This is a genomic window from Geotalea uraniireducens (assembly GCF_027943965.1).
Classification (GTDB): Bacteria; Desulfobacterota; Desulfuromonadia; order Geobacterales; family Geobacteraceae; genus Geobacter; species Geobacter uraniireducens.
In genome coordinates, this window is the sequence record NZ_AP027151.1 from 674,243 (window position 1) to 692,573 (window position 18,331).

The 18,331-nt window shown below is 57.2% G+C and carries 17 protein-coding genes and 1 riboswitch; of the genes, 2 read left to right on the plus strand and 15 right to left on the minus strand.

Annotation, left to right across the window (positions count from 1 at the left end; translation table 11 throughout):
* Positions 1-182: 182 nt before the first annotated feature.
* The 14 genes from QMN23_RS03220 to QMN23_RS03285 all read right to left on the minus strand — a co-directional run bounded on the left by QMN23_RS03220 (position 183) and on the right by QMN23_RS03285 (position 10,922).
* The gene (locus tag QMN23_RS03220) at positions 183-1,457 is read right to left on the minus strand and encodes a hypothetical protein (RefSeq protein WP_282001735.1); all 1,275 of its coding nucleotides are present in this window, start codon (positions 1,455-1,457) and stop codon (positions 183-185) included.
* Between the two features lie 356 nt (positions 1,458-1,813).
* Positions 1,814-2,470 carry a fumarylacetoacetate hydrolase family protein gene (locus QMN23_RS03225; RefSeq protein ID WP_282001736.1) on the minus strand — a complete coding sequence of 219 codons (657 nt, stop codon included), beginning with the start codon at positions 2,468-2,470 and terminating at the stop codon, positions 1,814-1,816.
* 30 nt (positions 2,471-2,500) lie between these two features.
* Entirely contained in the window at positions 2,501-3,460 is a 960-nt protein-coding gene (locus QMN23_RS03230) for a TIGR01212 family radical SAM protein (RefSeq protein WP_282001737.1), read from the minus strand.
* Between the two features lie 3 nt (positions 3,461-3,463).
* Entirely contained in the window at positions 3,464-4,105 is a 642-nt protein-coding gene (gene thiE / locus QMN23_RS03235) for a thiamine phosphate synthase (protein ID WP_282001739.1), read from the minus strand.
* Positions 4,098-4,880, minus strand: coding sequence for a thiazole synthase (locus tag QMN23_RS03240; RefSeq protein ID WP_282001740.1), 783 nt, complete (start codon positions 4,878-4,880; stop codon positions 4,098-4,100). The genes thiE and QMN23_RS03240 overlap by 8 nt, the downstream gene beginning before the upstream one ends.
* Positions 4,881-4,945: 65 nt before the next feature.
* Complete coding sequence (gene thiS / locus QMN23_RS03245) at positions 4,946-5,143, minus strand: sulfur carrier protein ThiS (RefSeq protein ID WP_282001741.1); 198 nt, start codon at positions 5,141-5,143, stop codon at positions 4,946-4,948.
* Positions 5,144-5,214: 71 nt separating this feature from the next.
* Positions 5,215-5,371: riboswitch (TPP riboswitch) on the minus strand.
* Positions 5,372-5,474: 103 nt separating this feature from the next.
* Positions 5,475-6,005 carry a menaquinol oxidoreductase gene (locus QMN23_RS03250; protein WP_282001743.1) on the minus strand — a complete coding sequence of 177 codons (531 nt, stop codon included), beginning with the start codon at positions 6,003-6,005 and terminating at the stop codon, positions 5,475-5,477.
* Between the two features lie 27 nt (positions 6,006-6,032).
* A complete protein-coding gene (locus QMN23_RS03255; RefSeq protein WP_282001744.1) occupies positions 6,033-6,890 on the minus strand; it encodes a HAMP domain-containing protein in 858 nt (285 codons plus the stop codon).
* Between the two features lie 117 nt (positions 6,891-7,007).
* Positions 7,008-7,994, minus strand: coding sequence for a cytochrome c3 family protein (locus QMN23_RS03260; protein ID WP_282001745.1), 987 nt, complete (start codon positions 7,992-7,994; stop codon positions 7,008-7,010).
* Between the two features lie 174 nt (positions 7,995-8,168).
* Positions 8,169-8,816, minus strand: coding sequence for a cytochrome b/b6 domain-containing protein (locus tag QMN23_RS03265; RefSeq protein WP_282001746.1), 648 nt, complete (start codon positions 8,814-8,816; stop codon positions 8,169-8,171).
* A gap of 2 nt (positions 8,817-8,818) precedes the next feature.
* Complete coding sequence (locus QMN23_RS03270; RefSeq protein ID WP_282001748.1) at positions 8,819-9,874, minus strand: cytochrome c3 family protein; 1,056 nt, start codon at positions 9,872-9,874, stop codon at positions 8,819-8,821.
* Positions 9,875-9,947: 73 nt separating this feature from the next.
* Positions 9,948-10,181 carry a hypothetical protein gene (locus QMN23_RS03275; RefSeq protein ID WP_282001749.1) on the minus strand — a complete coding sequence of 78 codons (234 nt, stop codon included), beginning with the start codon at positions 10,179-10,181 and terminating at the stop codon, positions 9,948-9,950.
* Positions 10,182-10,237: 56 nt separating this feature from the next.
* A complete protein-coding gene (locus QMN23_RS03280; protein WP_282001750.1) occupies positions 10,238-10,630 on the minus strand; it encodes a response regulator in 393 nt (130 codons plus the stop codon).
* A gap of 46 nt (positions 10,631-10,676) precedes the next feature.
* The gene (locus QMN23_RS03285) at positions 10,677-10,922 is read right to left on the minus strand and encodes a hypothetical protein (RefSeq protein WP_282001751.1); all 246 of its coding nucleotides are present in this window, start codon (positions 10,920-10,922) and stop codon (positions 10,677-10,679) included.
* Positions 10,923-11,463: 541 nt separating this feature from the next.
* Here QMN23_RS03285 and QMN23_RS03290 point away from each other — a divergent pair.
* Positions 11,464-12,876, plus strand: coding sequence for a sigma-54-dependent transcriptional regulator (locus QMN23_RS03290; protein WP_282001752.1), 1,413 nt, complete (start codon positions 11,464-11,466; stop codon positions 12,874-12,876).
* A 93-nt stretch (positions 12,877-12,969) separates the two neighbouring features.
* Here the strand turns inward: QMN23_RS03290 and QMN23_RS03295 are convergent, their stop codons facing one another.
* Positions 12,970-14,583 carry a HAMP domain-containing sensor histidine kinase gene (locus QMN23_RS03295; protein WP_282001753.1) on the minus strand — a complete coding sequence of 538 codons (1,614 nt, stop codon included), beginning with the start codon at positions 14,581-14,583 and terminating at the stop codon, positions 12,970-12,972.
* Between the two features lie 205 nt (positions 14,584-14,788).
* Between QMN23_RS03295 and QMN23_RS03300 the strand changes: the two genes are divergently transcribed.
* A complete protein-coding gene (locus tag QMN23_RS03300) occupies positions 14,789-18,295 on the plus strand; it encodes an alpha-amylase family glycosyl hydrolase (protein WP_282001754.1) in 3,507 nt (1,168 codons plus the stop codon).
* Positions 18,296-18,331 lie beyond the last annotated feature (36 nt).

Below are 18,331 nucleotides of genomic sequence, written 5' to 3' on the forward strand. Positions count from 1 at the left end.
GGTGCGGTGCACTCACAGCGAGTATCCCGCGGATTTTAGCCGATCTGAAGCTGGGTTACAAACAAATAGCAAAGAAAAAACGACGTTCAATTGGTTCATGCCGGGGCGAGGCAGGGCGAGAAGACGGATGAACGGCCGTCACCTGACAGTGGTCCTGTCCATAGCCTGCCGGGCTGGTTTTCTCAGCCGAAGCGGTAGATCCGCTTTCCGGCCCGGAAAAGTTCGATCGGGCCATCTTCGGACACCTTGATGACCTTGCCGAAATATGAGGCGGCACTGGCCGCGGTGGTCCTGCCGCCACCGGTGACGACACTCTGTGCGTGGGAGGTGTCGATGATCAGGCCAGTTTCGAGCAGTTTCCCCCGGCTGCTGAAAACGGTCATCCCGTCGGAAGAGAGCAATCGGCCCAGCTCCCCGGACTGTTTGAGCAGGCAGAGGTGCTTCCCCTGAACACGGCCCATCAGCATTCGCCCCAACGGGTCGTCGCCGCCGACCGAACCCCGCTTGAGGGCCGCCAGGTCCCTGGTTCGTCCTTCGTGAATCAAAACTACCGTGCCGTGTCTGGTTTTCGACAGGGCGTAGAGCGTCCAGATCAGGTCTTCAGTCGCGTCTTCGGGAAAACTGCCGGCGAGGAATGTCCGAAAGATGTCGGGATCGAAAATCTCCCACTGGCCGCGCCGGCGGACCAGCAATTTATCGGGACTGATGATCACTTCAATCTCCGAGGCCTCGTTGACTTTAATGGCAAATGCCCCCGAACCGGCGTAATTGAGCAGGCGGAACAAACCTTGGTGGGTCAAGCGGTCCACTTCGTTGAGTCCTGTAAAAGGGTCAACTTTGATCACCCCGGTGATCTGCATCTGGATGTTGCCGACGAACAGCGAGTTCGTTCCGTCGACAAAACGGTACGTCAGGGGGGTGTCGAAAAAGTCGGCCGCAATGGGCTGGTGTGGATGGAGCTCGAACCAACGACATTTCTGGCCCTGGACCCGGCGACGCAGGTCGGGAAGCTTGGTCCGGTGGATGAGGAAGCCGGTCGTTGCCGGTTTTCCTTCGTACCGTTGGTAGGAAAGGTTTTTCAATAGCTGGATCAGCTGCTGAATTGGCCAGAAGGCCTTCCGATGGTCGCCGCGTAGAAAACGGGCAACGGAAATGTCCGTCAGCGACGCCAGGAGCGCCGTGCGGAAATGGGCGGCGTACTCCGCATGCCGGAAGCCGCTGAACAGCGCGGAAAATGCGGCCAGCAGCTCGCCGCAGAAGATCTCTTCGGTCTTTGTGAATGAAACGGCCGGCCGGCAGGCGGTAAAGAGATAGGAGATGTCGTCAATTACCATTTCCTGCCGGAGCGAGCCCTCTGGCAGTTCTTCTCCCCCCTCCTGGCGTACGAGGCTGACCCGCGCTCCGCCGAGCAGCGTCTGGAGATTCCCCCTGATAGCATCGAAAACGGCAATCGGCATGGTGCTCTCCTCCGGACAGGTTGTCGCGCTCAATTCTATCATGTGCCGATGCCGGCGACAAACGGATCGAGAAAGGTAACGGCGGAGATGGTACGAAAAAGGGGAATGATCCCATTCCCCTTTCCGCTTAGTTGCTGCAGTCGCAACTGCTCAGGTCACCCTCTCCGAAAGGCGCCCGTTTTCCACACTTCTGGCACCGCCAGAAGAGGCCCCCTCAGCCAGGGAGCAGAATCATCATCCCCTGGCAGTCGGGGCATGCTTTTTCGGTTTTCATGGACATTCCTCCTGCTTGATAGAAAACGTACTTCTACGATACCGCGTCTGCCGGAAAAGAGTCAATGATATAAATGTTTGCATTATTTTACGCTGACCCGGAGTGCGACGACGCCGGGAATTTCCGTGCTGACGATGTCGCCGGAAACGAGTGGGCCGACTCCGGCAGGGGTGCCGGTCAAGATGATGTCGCCTGGCTCGAGGGTAAAAATCCCCGACATATAACTGATGATGTCGGCAACCTGATGAATCATCAGGGCCGTCGAGCCATCCTGGCGGAGTTCGCCATTGACGCTCAGGCGAATCTGCAAGCGTTGCGGGTCGGCAACCTGTTCGGCAGGAACGAAATCGGATAGGGGACAGGCAGTATCGAACCCTTTGGCAATATCCCAGGGGAGCCCCTTTTTCTTCAGTTCCCCTTGCACGTCACGTAAGGTCAGATCGATGGCTACCCCATAGCCGGCAATATAACTGGCGGCTTCCTCGCGGGGGATATCCTTGCCCTGGCGACCGATGAGCAGCGCCAGCTCCGCCTCGTGGTGGCAATCGTGGGAATAGGGGGGGATGACGATCTCTTGACCGTCGCCGATGACTGCCGTCGCCGGCTTGGTGAAAATGACCGGTGCCGCTGGGGTCTCGTTGCCGAGTTCTTTGATATGTTCGGCATAGTTGCGACCGATGCAGAGAATCTTGCCGATGCGGTATTCCTGGCCGGTGCCGGCGAGCTTGGCGGTACTCATGATATTCCTCCTTAATCCTGAATGGGGAACTTACAGATTGCCGACTCGGCTGCTGCTTCCGGCCAGCCGGCACCCTTGCCAAGTCCCCCGCCGTTTCAGTTCGTTGACGACCGTGTACCACATCTGGTTGTTTTTGAAATCCCAGTTCGGCGCAACCCGGATGGCAAGCGGTGCCGAGCCGTACAGCCGCTGGACGGCGATCTGCGGCGGGAGGATTTCGAGGAAGTCGCAGACGGTTGCCAGGTATTCCTGATGGGATACGGGGACGAATTCTCCCTGCCGGTACATTTCGGCAAGCCTGGTGCCTTTGACGGCGTGCAGCTGGTGCAGTTTGACCGAATTGATCGGCAACGTGGCGAGCAGGTCGGCGGTCCTGAGAAATCCCCGGCGGGTTTCACCGGGAAACCCGTAGATCAGATGGGTGCAGAGTTCGATGCCTCTGCCGCTGAGCCGGTGGACGGCCTGCAGGTATTCGGCCAGGGTATGGCCCCGGTTGATCCGGTTCAGGATGGCGTCGTCCATCGATTGTAGACCGAGTTCAACGCAAACGTAGTGGCGGGTTGCCAGCTCGGTCAGCAATTCGAGGCATTCATCGGAAAGGGAATCGGGCCGCGTACCGACGGAAATTCCTAGGACGTCCGGGTGTGAAAGCGCCCGGTGATACAGGTCCCGGAGCTTGCTTACAGGTCCGTAGGTGTTGGTGTATTTCTGGAAGTAGATGATGAATTTTTCGCTGCCGAGCCGGCGGCGATGGTAGGCCATTCCTTCCAGCATCTGGATTTCGATCGGTATCCGGGCTAGCGTGCTATTCGGCGAGAAGGAGCTATTGTCGCAATAGACACAGCCGCCGTCCCCTCGCGTGCCGTCACGGTTGGGGCAGGTGAAGCCGCCATCGACGTTGACCTTGCTGACCCGGTAGCCGAAACGGCGGCGCAGGTAAGTGCCGTAGGAGTTGAAGCGAAGATCCTTGTTAATGTACGACTCGGGCATGGGTTACTCGTTTCCCGCTGGGGATGGCAGCAGATCGAGGAAGGCTGCTGCCTCTTCCCGCGGGTTATCCGCGGCAATGATGGCGGAGATCATGGCGATACCGTCAGCTCCGGCAGCCAGAACTTCCGGCACTGAATTCCGGCAGATGCCGCCGAGGGCGAAGATGGGAATCCGTAGCTGCCGTTTCGCTTCCGACAACGGTTTTACGCCGACTGGCTCCCCGTAGCGGGCTTTAGACGGGGTGGCGAAGACCGGTCCGAAGGTGATAAAGTCGGCCCCTCCCTGCTGGGCTGCCAGCGCCCCGGCTACGCTGTGGCAGGAAACGCCGATCAGTCGCTCGGGGCCGATCAGTCGTCGGGCGGTAGCCGGATCGATGCCGGCCTCTCCCAGGTGAACGCCGTCGGCTTCCACCGCCAGGGCGATGTCGAGCCGGTCGTTGACTAGCAGCCGGGCGCCATAGCGGGAGGTCAGTTCGCGCAGCCGGTGGGCAAGCTCGAGCTGCTCGCGCGGCGAGAGATCCTTTTCCCGCAGCTGTACTGCCTTGACGCCGCCCCGCAAGGCCGCCTCGATCACCTCGTCAAGCGGTCGACTGTTGGTCTGCCGCCGGTCGGTGATCAGATAGAGGGAAAAGCCAACCCTAGCCAATCATCCCCTCAATTGGGCTCGATGCGGAGGCATAAAGCTTTTTCGGAATCCGCCCGGCCCGGTAGGCAAGCCGTCCGGCCCGGACTGCCAGCTTCATTGCTTCGGCCATGGCAATCGGGTCCTGCGCTCCGGCAATGCCGGTATTCATCAGGACGCCGTCGCAACCGAGCTCCATGGCGATGGCGGCATCGGAAGCCGTCCCAACCCCGGCATCGACGATAACCGGCACCTTGACGGTGTCGAGGATGATCCTGATGTTGTAGGGGTTGCGGATGCCGAGACCGCTGCCGATGGGGGCGCCAAGCGGCATGACCGCCGCACAGCCCATCTCTTCGAGCTTCTTGCAGACAATCGGGTCGTCGGTGGTGTAGGGGAGGACGGTGAAGCCCTCTTTGATCAGTACCTTGGCGGCTTTGAACAGCTCTTCGTTGTCGGGAAAGAGGGTCTTTTCATCGCCGAGGACCTCCAGCTTGACCATGTCGGACATCCCCGCTTCACGGGCAAGCCGGCAGGTGCGGATGGCGTCTTCAGCGGTATAGCAGCCGGCGGTGTTGGGAAGGAGAGTGTATTTTTTTAGGTCGATGAAATCGAGCAGCGACTCTTTGCTTCGGTCTGAGATATTTACCCGCCGGACCGCGACGGTGATTATTTCAGCTCCCGAGGCTTCAAGGGCCTGTACCATCTGTTCATTGGTTGCATATTTGCCGGTCCCGACCATAAGGCGGGAGTTAAATTCCCGGCCGGCGATGATCAGCTTGTCGCTTGCGTTGGACATGAAGCGTCTCCTTTGCGAGGTGTATGTAGGCTTAATACGAGGCGAGGGCGCTGGCGGCAGGCGAGCTAGCCACCGCCGACGAAATGGACGATTTCCAGCCGGTCGCCATCATTGAGCCGGGTCGAGTCGTAGGCCGCCTTGGCGAGGATGTCGAGATTCAGTTCTACTGCCACCCGCTGGGTGTCGATCCCGAGGAAACGGAGCAGCTCCGTTACCGACATTGGTTCGATGGTCCTGGCTTCGCCGTTGATGATCACTTCCATGGGGCCTCCTGGGCTGCAATGGCTATTCTGGTCGTGTAAACGAAAAAAGCCGCAGAAGCGGCCATGGATACGGTGAAACCATGTCGCTTCCCTACGCCGGTATTACCCGGATCAGGTTCAAAGGGTCGCCCTGCCGGTCCCGCTCCACCATCACGGTTGCTCCGTCAACGGTGAATTGGAACAGGCATCAGGTATGGGCTCTCAGCCGAAACTCCCCTAGCGAACTGACGATATGCGGTTGTGAAAACGGTGTAACGTTCCAACAAAGCTAGCAATTCTACGATGATTCGTCAAGTCTTTTCCGGCGCCCTGAAGAGGGGCGGCGCGCGACCTACGGTTTCCGGTACTTGCTGATGATGTCGAGAACTTCCTGCTCTTTGCGGATCGCTTCGGAGCAGAAGGTCCAGATGTGATAGCTTTCAAGGGCCAGAATCGTCAGCCCTGCTGCGAAGACCGCCCAGTAGTTTTCATCCAGTGCCTTGGCAAAATGATAGAAGCCGTAGAATGCGGTGAGATAGCCCACATGGGCGAAGCCGCTATACTCTTCGGATCCGCCCATCATTCGCGAAAGGATGAGAATGATCGCTGAAAAGGTGTAGAGGACCAACGCACCACTGATCATGGTGATTGACGGTGGTTTGCCGAGGAGAGCCCTGATTGCCGGCGGGAAGGATGGAAGAAAGCTGAAATCCCATAGTGCAGCCATGCTGACCAGAATAAAAAGGGCCATGGCCCACAAACCGCGGTTGGCCCTTTTTTGCAGGGTGGCAATTTTCCTGAGCGTTTCCTGCCGGACCAGATCACGGTCGGGCAGGAAATCAGGATTGTCGGTTGGTGGCACGGGTTCCGGGGTTCGTTTCATAAACGGACACAGGCGAAAGGCATCATTCTAAGAGTTTGCCGACGGGGTGTTTCCCTTGCCGGCTTTCGTTGCGTTGGCCTCTTTCAGGGCCTCTTCAGTTTTTGTGAGCTTCTGGGACATCTCTTGGAACGATTGTGCCAGATCTCCCACTTCGTCACGATAGGCCGGTGCCTTCCGCTCGTGATCTCCCCTGTTGATAGCCAGGATGAATTCCGATAGCTCCTTGATTGGCATTAGTACATTGCGACGCAGGAGGGCGGAGACGCCTCCGACGGTCAGCAGCAAGACCATCAGGCAAAAAATCAGCATCCGGTTCCGGAGAATTCCGAGGGTCTTCTGCAGCGGTTCCTCGGACAGGCCGATGTCGAGGGTGCCGAGCACCTTCTGGCCCGGGGGGTGAACATGGCAGGCAGCGTTGAAGCATTCCGGTTCGTTGTAGATGGGGGCCGTGATGGCGATGACGTTCTTGCCTTTTTCATTGATGTAGCGGCGGGCCTGCTCCATTCTCCCCATGCTGGTAAGCGGTACCGGCCCGGCATGGCAGGCGATGCACCCCGCGGCGTTCTTGTCGACCAGTTTGTTTACGTCTTCGGGGTGGGCCGAGAACATGATGATCCCTCGCTTGTTGAAGATGCGAGCATGTTCGACCCCTTGTTGCTGGCCGACGTTGTCAATGATGTTCCGAAGCGTCTCCCGGTCGTCCTTCAACATGGCATACCGGGTCGACTTGACGATGGTGTCGGCCAGATTCGTTTCGTGTCGAATCGTGTCGTTCAGCATGTCGGTTTTGATAACCGAATAGAGAAGAATGCAGCAGACGATGACAAAACCGGTCACGGCGATGGCGGGCGGGACAATTGCCTTGGCAGCGAAACTCCTGAACATGAAGTCTCCCTTGAGTTGAACGTTCCGTTGCTCTTACAGTGTATCCGAAACTGCCGATAAATCAAGGGCGGGGATCGACCCCGCCCTTGTCTGGCATAGTGCGTCAGAAGCGAGCCATTACATGTCGTGGCATTTCACGCAGTCTTCGCGGACGCTGAACGCCGTTTTCCCGTCATGACAGGCGCCGCACGACTTTCCTTTTTCCATTTCGACCATTGTTACCACTTTGTTGTTTCGCCCAGCCTTGAAGATTTTGGTATGGCAGTTGTTGCAGGTGTATATGCCCAAGTGGAAGGCGTGACTGAAGGTGGCAGGCCCGGCGCCCTTCACCTTGAAATGAACTTCTTTGACCGGATGGCACTTGGCGCAGTCTTTTACGGAGAAAACAGTCTTGCCGTTATGACAGGCGCCGCATGACTTACCTTTTTCCATGGCGGCCATGCCGACCGGAGTATTCCGCCCCGGGACGTAGATCTTGTTGTGGCATTCACTGCAGTTCATCTTGCCGGCGTGCATTTTGTGGCTGAAGATAATGTGGCCGGTATCTTTCGATGAAAGGGCAACTTCCTTTACCATATGGCATTTCGCACATTCGCCAACGCCAAAAGCGGTTTTGCCGTTGTGACAGGCGCCGCAGGATTTCCCTTTTTCCATGTCGGCCATCGTTGCCGGTTTATTGGGCCCGGCGTTGAAAAACCTGGGATGGCAGGCATTGCAGTTTTGGTAGCGGGTCAGATGTTTCTTGTGACTGAACGGCGTCGGGCCGGTGGCTTTCACCTGGAAGGTGATCTCTCTGACGGCATGACATCGGGCACATTCCTTGAGCGGGAAGGCTTTGGCCCCGTTATGGCAGGCGCCGCAGGATTTCCCTTTTTCCATATCCGCCATGGTGTAGGTCACTTTGTTCTTCATGTCGAAGATGGCGTTATGGCATGCCTTGCAGTTGTTTTCGATTCCCTTTTTGCCGATGTGGGCCTTGTGACTGAAGACGATCTTGCCCGCATCTTTAGTGCTGAATGTCACGTCTTTGATGGTAATCCCCCATGCAAGCCCTGCCGTCAGGACTATGCATGTCACGAGGGTGAATGCGCAGCGCAATCTCATGTTCGCCTCCTGTTGAAATTGAAATGTTCATAAAACGCGATGAATTATAGGTGACGGAGTTAGATTAGTCAATTTTAAATACCCTGTTTTCATGCGATGGAGAAGGGGGGCATCTCCGGCAAAAAAAAGGCGAAACGCTGACCGTTTCGCCTTTCCTGAAAAAATGACCGGAGATCAGTGGTGTTCAATCTCCTCCCAGCCGTCCCACATCGGCTTGAAGTGGGCGAGGGGAGTATGCCCCATGGTCGCCAGATAGATATGGACGAACAGGAAGGCAAAAAAGCAGCAGGCGATCAGGAAGTGGGCGCTTACCAGCAGCTTGATGCCGCCAAGGACAATGATCCACTCACGCAGTGGCGCCACGTTCATGATCAGTATGCCGGAGAGTATCACCAGCGGGAGCAGTGCCAGCATCAGCCCCATGTAAGCAACCTTCTGCATCGGGTTGAACTTGTCGTCGGGGGTGGCGTGATGGGGACTCGAGCCACCTTTGAAGAAGTAGTAGAAGTAGTAGAGAACCTGTTTAAAAATACCCATCTTGATATCGTAGACGTTCGGCACATACAGCTTGAACAGGTTACCCTTGATGATCAGGTAGTAGCAAAGCCAGACGGCGTAGGAGATGGAAACGGTAACTCCCGCGGTGTTGTGCAGCCGGATCGCCGACTTGTAGGTCCCGAAGATGTTGACATATTCTGGGAATCTGATCTGGATACCGGTGATGCACAGGGTGACGATCCCGAGGGCGTTGATCCAGTGCCAGATCCTGACCGGCATCGGCGTCAGATAGATGAATTCCTTGTGTTCGTTATGGCCGCTCATGATCAATGCTCCTTTCTGTTGTTTCTGGTCAGGAATCTGAGGGTCCCGTGCCCGGCGGCGAACAGGAAGCCGCCACTGATGATCAGTCCGCCGAGAATCGATAGGGCGGTGCTGCGGGTGGAACCCATCATGTAAAAGTCGGGAGTGCCGTAGAGCAGGTCGAGGATTGCTCCCTTCTCAACCGCTACGCGGGAAAAAGTACCGTTCTTGCCAGGGAACGCGACGAAGCTGGTTTGCATCGCTTTCGGTCCCGAGGCATGGCAGAAACTGCAGTCCCAGCGATTGTCGAGGATCTGGTAACTGTGGGTAACCTTTTCGGGGGTCATCATCCCCCACAGCCGGATATTGTCGTATTTGGCGTTCTTGTTGAAGGTCCTCAGTTCTTCCAGAGAGATGAAGTTGTCGCCGTTTTTGTCGATCAGGGCAGTTACGTCCTTGTCGCCCGGAAGGAATCGCGATAATTCCTCGTACTTGGCCACCTTGAAATCGCTGTGCGGCGAATCGCTGGTCCGTTTTTCGATATACATGGTAATGACGTAGCTCTTCGACCCCGTGTGGCAGGTGATGCACGGCAGGGCGTCGATGTGCAGGTCGGCCTGGGGAAGCCACTTGTCGTGGACTTTGATCATGCGGGCCGTGTCATGGCATTTTGAGCACATTGTATTCATCTGCTTGCCCGACAACTCCATCGGTGGCTTGACGGCGTGGGGGTTGTGGCAATCCGCACAGCCGGCATTGTTGGCGTGAAGGCTGGCGGAGTATTCCTGCTGGATCGGCCCATGGCATTCCTTGCAAGTTGCCCGGGACGGTCTGATGCCATCATCCGGATGACTTGCCGTTACCGATTCATGGCAGGACGTGCAGCCGATGACTGCATGGGTGGTTTCGGAATATTGCAGCGGATCGATGTACAGATGAGCCCCGCTTTTCCCGCTAATATTTTTGTCTCCGTGGCAGTTGATGCATTCGTCCTGCGGTTTATCCGCCGCGAGCACTCCCATGGGCAGCATTACCAGAAGCGATAGCACGAGGGCTGGTGTTAAACGTCGCTTGAACATTACGAACCTCCTTGTTTGCGGTCAATAATCTTCTCTCGGCGGCCGCTGCCGGCCCGCCGGTTCCTGTCGTCGCCTAGTGGGTTGCCTGCTCTTCGGCCAGCGCCCGCTCCTTTTTCAGTCCCTTGGCGGCTCCGAGTGTCATGAGCACTGCCGGGATTACCTGGGCAACGATGATCAGTGCGCAGAAGCCGAGAAACAGCCAGACGAAAATACCGCTGTTATCCTCCCGTGCTCCTGATGCGGCCAGTGCTGGTGCTACGGTCCCAAGCCATGCTGCCAGAGTGTTGCGTAACAGAATCCGTTTCATGACATCCTCCTTATTCGTGAAATATCTTCGTATTGGCGCTTAGCGCCTGGATCTGGTCAACGTGCTGCCCGACAGCTCATCAGATTATCGAAGGCACAACGAACAGCCTGCCGGATTTCCTCTTTATCCTCCGGCTTTACCGGTTTGAGGGCGTGATAGAAAATTCCCTCTTTGCGAAGTTTTCTGATTACTGGCAGCGATGAGTCGTCGGAAACAAGGATGATAGTCAAATCCCGGTTGCATTTCTTCAGCAGCGGGATCAGATCGCTGGCCTTGAACTCGTCGAATTCGCTGCCGAGAAGGACAACCTGGGCAGCCTTCTTGAGAATGCCGTAAATGGCGTTGGCTGCCGAATTGGTGACGATCACGTTGTAGCCTGCCTCGATAAAAAGGTCTGCCAGTTGCTTGCGAGCTTCCGTGTCGTTGTCTGCGATGAGAAGTCCTAACATCGTCGCCTCTCCTGGTCAGAATCGTTGTGGTCACTCACTCAGAAACCTAGACCGCATTGTTGCCGTTCCCTTCCGCGGAAGAATTTTCCGGGTCGGACCTAGTAAAGAGCCCCTTGAGCATGGAGCCGAACAGCACCAGCCCGGGAATGAGCTGGAAAACGATAATCAAGGCGCCAAATGCCAGAAAGAGAATGACGAGAAAGCCGTTTCCTTCTCTTTCGGCACCACTTGCGGCTAGTGCGGCTGCGGGGACGGCAAGTAACGTCAAGGCTGTCAATCGTATCGCTTTCATATATCCTCCTGGCGCTGGCGGAATGGTTTGATTGGTTGCTTTTCATTTTGCACCCCGTGTGCCAGCTTTGGATGTTTTTATTAAAATTACTTAACTGCTTGAAAAGCCTGCACTGTTTTGTATGCGGATTCCATGTCAGCCGGTGGAAGCCTGATAACCCCTGTATATTAGCTTTATACTGTCGCTTATTCCTGCTAGGTGAAGCGGTTGCGGTAGGCTTGTAGCAAGTGCATGATTTTGCGTTATTAATTCCGTGGTTGCAGGGTGTATAAAAAAATGTACACTTAGAATTAAACCGTATCAGCTTGGAATTGTGGCGTTTTTGTGCAGGTGAATAGCGCTGTAAGAAATGGTCCCGGTTTATTGGTTTGACTTGATATTTCAATTGCTGTAATTTAAAAAACACTAATCATAAGGTGTTTTTGTCGCGGGCTTGTTGCGCTCTGTTGATATTCCTGTTGCTTGGGCACGTCTTTGGCCGACAGGATCTTGTCTCGCCGGTCATAACAGAAAGATGTGCTGGAAAGAGGGGACGGAAGCGATGGAAAACATTGATGTGCTTGTCGTAGATGACGAGGCGGTCATTCGCGAGGGGTTGCGGCGCATCCTGGAAAAAGAAGGTTTCCATGTGGAAACATCGGCGAGCGGACAAATTGCCCTGGAACGAATGCAGGAGGAGAATTTTGGGTTGGTGATTTCCGACCTTAAGATGCCGGGAATGAGCGGCATGGAGGTGTTAAAGGCGATCAAGATCCTGCAACCCGAGGTGCCGGTAATTATCATCACCGGTTTTTCCACGGTCGACACTGCGGTCGAGGCAATGAAAAACGGGGCATTCGACTACATCGCCAAACCGTTCACGCCTGATCAGATTACCGAGAAGGTTCGGAAGGCCTTGGAGCAACGAGCGGTCCTGCTCGAAAATATCTTTTTGAAAAAAGAATTGGGCGAACACCATGGTTTCGACCTGTTCATCGGCGAGAGCAAGGAGATGCAAAAGGTGTATAGGCGGATCATTCAGGTCGCGCCGACCGACAGCACCGTCCTGATCACCGGTGAGAGCGGGACCGGCAAGGAACTGGTGGCCCGAGCCGTCCACAATAACAGTAATCGTCGGGAAAACCCTTTTGTCGCCGTTGACTGTACATCCTTGGCGGAAAATCTGCTGGAAAGCGAACTGTTCGGCCATGTGAAAGGGTCGTTTACCGGGGCGATCCAGACGAAAACGGGACTATTCAAGGTGGCTGACGGCGGTACGCTCTTCCTCGATGAGATTTCCAATATCAGCCTGACCACCCAGGCGAAACTACTCCGCGTGCTTCAGGAGCGGGAAATTACCCCGATCGGCGGTACCCAGCCGATTCCGATCGACATCCGCCTGGTTGCTGCCACCAACAAGAGTCTCAGAACGCTGGTCTCGCAAGGTGGCTTTCGCGAAGACCTGTTTTTCCGGCTCAATATCATTCCTGTCGATCTTCCGCCACTGCGGGAGCGCAAGGGAGATCTGCCACTCTTGATCGGCCATTTCCTTAAGGAGTTTTCGGAGGAAATGGGAAAGGATATCCGCGGCTTGGCCCCGGATGCTCTCGCCCTGCTGGAAGAGTATAATTTCCCCGGCAATGTGCGGGAACTGGAGAATATCATCGAGCGGGCGGTGGTTCTGGCAGAGGGGGATCTCATCCAGAAGGAAGACCTGGAGCTTCGTCTCTCCGGGAGTGAGAAGAGCGGTGCACTCGAATATGTTCCTCAGAATGTCGAGGAGTTGAAGGAGACGAAACGGCAGATTCGGGAACGTGCCGTGGAGCCGATCGAGAAGGCTTTTGTGTTGCAGGCGCTAAAACGGAACAACTGGAACATCACTCGCGCAGCCGAGGAGACCGGGATGCTTCGGCCAAATTTCCAGGCATTGCTGAAAAAACTGCGGATTTCGGTACGTAATCAGATGAGCGGCTGATGCGACTGGCGCTGGCAAGAACGGCGCTGCGCTGGACGAGATGACGAGAGGGGGGGCGATTGGTCCTCCCTTTGTCGTTTCACCGTTCGGCGGTCATCCGTTGTCCGGCTGAGGGGAGGACTGATCCGGGGGGGATTCCTGGTCATCCGGGTTTATGAACGGCAGCCAGACGGTAAACGTCGTGCCGACCCCGACGGTGCTCTGTACTTCAATCCTTCCCCCATGACCCTCGATGATGCCGTAAGAGACCGAAAGCCCGAGGCCGGTCCCCTTGTTTTCCTTGGTGGTGAAGAATGGATCGAAAATCTTGCTGAGATTTTCCTCGGGAATGCCGCAGCCGGTGTCGCTGATGGCAATGTAAGCCGAATGGTTTTCCTTGCTGATCCCGGTTTTAATTCTGATCTCGCCGGGGCCGGCGATAGCATGGCAGGCGTTCAGGAGCAGGTTGATGAACACTTGCTCGATCTGGTGCGGATCGAGCAGCATCTCCGGAATATCCGGATTATATTCTTTGATGACCGTGACATCATGGAAGCACGATTGGTGACAGACCAACGTCAATGTGGCATCCATGATGGCATTGACAGCCGACGGCTTTTTCTGTGGGATCGACTCTCGGGAGAAATCGAGCAGCCCTTTGACAATTTTGGCACAACGCTGAGTTTCCTTGACGATCAAGTCCAGATCGCCTTTCAGTGACGGGTCGAGCTTGCTGTCGTTGGCAAGCAGCGAGGCGAAGACCAGAATGCCGGTAAGCGGATTGTTGATTTCGTGGGCAATGCCGGCCACCAGTTCACCAAGGGAGGCCAGCTTTTCGGAGTGGACGAGTTGCGCCTGCATCTGTTTGATCTGCTGGGTTCGCTCGTCAACCTTCGCCTCAAGGTTCTTGCCCCAATCTTCCAATTCGATGCGGGCGCGTTTCAGGCTTGCCGTCATATCGTTGAAGGCGTTGCCGAGTTCGCCCAGTTCGTCATGGCTGGTGATCGCCACCCTGGCTTCCAGTTCGCCACTGCCTATCAAGTGAGCGTGCCGCACCAGTCGTCGGACCGGCTTGTTGACCAGCCGCTGGGTAAAGAAGGTCAGGCAGAGGGAGATCAGGCAGATCTGGAAAAAGGTGAGGATGATGATCTCATTGCGGTAGGTGTAGACCTTTTGATGCATCGAATCGAGGGAGACAATCACGTCGAGAACGCCGAGGACTTTGGCCTCTTTCGGATGAAAGTGGCAGGAGGCAGTGAAACAGCGCTCCTCGTTGTAGATCGCCTTGGCGATGCCGAGTACCAGTTTGCCTTCCCGATTATGGAAAAAGCGGCTTCGGTTCATCGAGGTGGCGTGCACGAGTGGCGAAGGGCCCGAGTGGCACATGTTGCAGGCCTCGGCCTTCTTGTCGAGATAGAGGCCGATTTCCTTGTGGTCGGTGGAGTGGGTGATCAAGCCGTATTTGTTGATCATCCTGATCCGTTCGATGATCGCCCGCTGGGAACCGACTTCGTCGATGACCTGGTAGGCACGCCGCCGATTGTTTTCCAGCATATTGTAATGGGTGGTCCGGACGATCGTTTCGCCCAGTTTGTCGGCGTCGGTGATCGCTTCTTCGAAAAGTAACTTTTGCAGTTGCTCGACATTGATGTAGGCAAACAGGCCCATGGTGATGAGCAATACGATACTGCTGGCAATGGAAAGTTTGGCGATCAGGGAAAGGCGCACTCTTGTCCGCTCCGTCGGGATAGGAGAATGGGGACGAGTTACGATGAACCGAGTTACATTATTACAGCTTAATTGTTACGAAACGATTAGTCAAGTAAAGGATTTACCGCACTGGGCCGGCTCGGCCGGCGTTGACGGTGGGGGTGAATTAGGCTAGTATCGCAGTACGTACCAGCTATTACCGGAAAGTCCAACAGGGGGAGGCATGGGCCGAGGGGCAAAGCCAGTTCGTCGGGAAGTGAGCGGAGAGGGTGCCTATTTCCCTTTCGAATTGCAAGTGCGGCGCGACATGTGGGAGCGGCTGGAGCTTGGTGATCTGCAGGCGGAGATTGCCACCGGCACGCCACTCCCCCCCGTCATGATCGCTCGACAGGTCGCTGCCCGACTCAACCGGCTGCCTGCATTCCGGGAAACGCCGGTTCAGGCTGGCCTGCTGAACCTCTACGCGGTCATGCTCCGGGCTTTCCGACATGTGATCCGCCAGTACACTGAACAATGCCAGCCCGGGTTATGGCTGCTGGTGCCGGAACGGAGCGGCTACCGCTATGAATCCGGCGATCTGGCGCGGACGACCGCCGGCTTTGCCTGGTCTTTCTCCCCGCCGCCGGTCCTTGCCGGCGCCCAGAGCCCGGATGACTATCTGGCCGGTGACGATCCGACCCATATGCGCCGCCAGCAGATTCTGCTTGAACTGCTCATTCTCAGGGTCGGCGCCGAAAACCGGGCGATCGATTCATTCCGGGCGCTGTGCGACGATGAAGAGCTCGCTGCCCGTTCACCCTATCGCCCGGTAATGATGCGGGTTGAGGATACCCTCAGGACCTTCCCCGTCGGCGGGCGGTTCCATCTCCCCCTGCCGGATCTGCTGCGTGCCCCCCTTAAAGCCGCTCCCGATTCGCTGGTCGGCCAGTTGGAATTCATCCAGCGGGAGTGGCGGCCGCTGTTGCCGCCCGAACTGCTTGAAGAGCTGGCGACCGCTGCCGGAATCGTTGCGGAGGAGAGTCGCCAGCGCTGGGGAGGGGCCGGCCCGCCACAGGTTCTTGAATTTGCCCGGCGCGGCTTGCCGGCACCCGACGATTTCTATCCCGAACCGGAGCGGTTTTCCGCCGATCTTGACTGGATGCCGAACGTCGTGCTGATGGCCAAGATGATCTATGTCTGGCTGGGGCAGCTCTCCCGCCAGTACGGCCGCGAGGTCGCCCGGCTCGACCAGATTCCCGATGAAGAACTCGATCGGTTGGCCCGCTGGGGGTTTAGCGGCCTCTGGCTGATCGGCATCTGGGAACGTTCGCCGGCGTCGCAGAAAATCAAACAATTGACCGGCAATCCGGAAGCGATCGCTTCCGCCTACTCGCTGTTCGACTACCAGATTGCCGGCGATCTGGGCGGCTGGGAGGCGCTGGCCAATCTCCGGGATCGGGCGTTGCGCCGCGGTATCCGTCTGGCCAGCGACATGGTGCCAAACCATACCGGTATCTATTCGCGGTGGATGGTCGAACATCCCGACTGGTTCATTCAACTGGACTATCCACCCTATCCGACCTACCGCTTCGGCGGTCCCGATCTCTCCTCCTCGCCCGAAATCAGTCTCAACCTTGAAGAGGGATACTGGGACAAGAGCGATGCGGCCGTGGTCTTCAAACACTATGATCATCGTGACGGCCGGACCCGCTATATCTACCACGGTAACGACGGCACCAGCACTCCCTGGAACGACACCGCCCAGCTCGATTACCTCAATCCCGAGGTGCGGGATGCGGTCATCCAGACCATCCTGCACGTAGCCCGGAATTTCCCGATCATCCGTTTCGATGCTGCCATGACCCTAGCCAAGAAACATTACCAGCGGCTTTGGTTCCCCCAGCCGGGGTTCGGCAGCGGCGTTCCGTCCCGGGCGGAGCATGGCCTGAGTCGGGCGGCTTTCGATGCGGCCATGCCCGAGGAGTTCTGGCGTCAGGTGGTGGACCGGGTGGCGGCGGAGGTGCCGGATACCCTGCTGCTGGCCGAGGCCTTCTGGCTGATGGAAGGATATTTCGTCCGTACTCTCGGCATGCACCGGGTTTACAACAGTGCCTTCATGAACATGCTCAAGCTGGAGGAAAACGCCAAGTATCGCCAGACCATCAAAAACGTTCTTGAGTTCAATCCCGAGATTCTCAAGCGGTTCGTCAATTTCATGAATAATCCCGACGAGCGGACTGCCATCGAACAGTTCGGCAAGGAGAAGAAATATTTCGGGGCGGCGGTGTTGCTGGTGACCATGCCGGGGTTGCCGATGTTCGGCCACGGACAGATTGAGGGGTTCCACGAGAAGTACGGCATGGAATACAAACAGGCGCTCTGGGACGAGCCGGTGGACGAGCATCTGGTGGCGGAGCATAAGGCGCGGATTTTCCCGCTGCTGCGCCAGCGGCGGCTGTTCAGTGGCTCGGAGCATTTCGTCCTTTATGATTTCTTCTCCGGCGACACGGTGGACGAGAATGTCTTTGCCTATTCCAACCGTGCCGGTGACCGGTGCGGGCTGATCATTTACCACAATAAATACGCCGAGACGGCCGGTTGGGTCCGGACCTCCTGCGCCCGGGCCGTACCGGAGAACGGCGGGACCGTCCTCCGACAGAGTACCGTCGGCGAAGCTCTGGGCGTCAAGGCTGACGGCTGGCATTATTACACGTTCCGCGATTATGCCAACGGCCTTGAGTATATCCGCCACGGCCGGGAGGTGGCCGAGCAGGGACTGTACGTCTCCCTGGACGCATACGAGTACCACGCTTTTCTCGATTTCCAGGAGATTCGCGATGACGACTTCGGCACTTGGGGGCAACTCTGCCGGTTGCTGGACGGTCGGGGGGTGCCGGATATTGCCGAAGAGGTGAAGCTGATCCGCTATGGCACGCTGATCGGCCGTTTCCGGGAACTTCTGGCCGCCCTTGCAATCGGCAGAGAGCTGTCCGCCGCCAAAAAGGTGCCGGGGAAAGGCCGGCGTCCCGGTCCTTGCCGGGAGAACCTGGAACCGTTTCTTGTTGCCCTGGCCGAGGCGGCCGGCGTGGCCGAGCCCGCCCTGGCCGAGACGGCAACGGCGATGATCGCCAAGTTGGAGCGGCCAGTGGAGGAGGCCCCGCCGCTGGACAACCGGTTCGGCCGCCTGCTGCTCGCCGCGATGCTCATCTGCAGCGAAATGGGGCGGCTGGCCGGGTCTGCCGCTGTTCAGTCCCGCTCTGCCGACTGGTTCGGTACTTTCGGCTTGCGACGGGCGCTGGTGGACATTCTTGGCGCGGCGGCGACCGACACGACCAGTGATGCAAAACGGGCGCTGGCACTGGCGGATATCCTGCTCGCCGTCGATACGACTTCCGGGGGGGAAGAAGAGGGCACCCGGCTCGGCGACGTCTTGCGCCGGCTTGTCGCCGTGCGGGACATCCAGACGTTTCTGCTGGTTCACCGGGGGGATGGTCACCTCTGGTTCGTTCAGGAGCCGTATGAACAATTACTCGACTGGCTGCGGTTCTGGTTGACCCGGGATGCCGTTGCCGCGGCGGTCACGGCCGCCGGCCACTCCTCGGTGATCTTGTGCCGGGAAGCGGACCGGCTGCGTGAAGCCGCCCGAACGGCCGGTTATCGGTTTGATCTGTTTGTCGACTGGCTGAGGGGGGAATACCCTGATTCCGCTGAACGGCCGGGGGAGAGCGGAGGGGCGGCACCGGACTTTTGACCGGAGCCGCATTTTCGTTTGTTGTTGTCTTGGCCC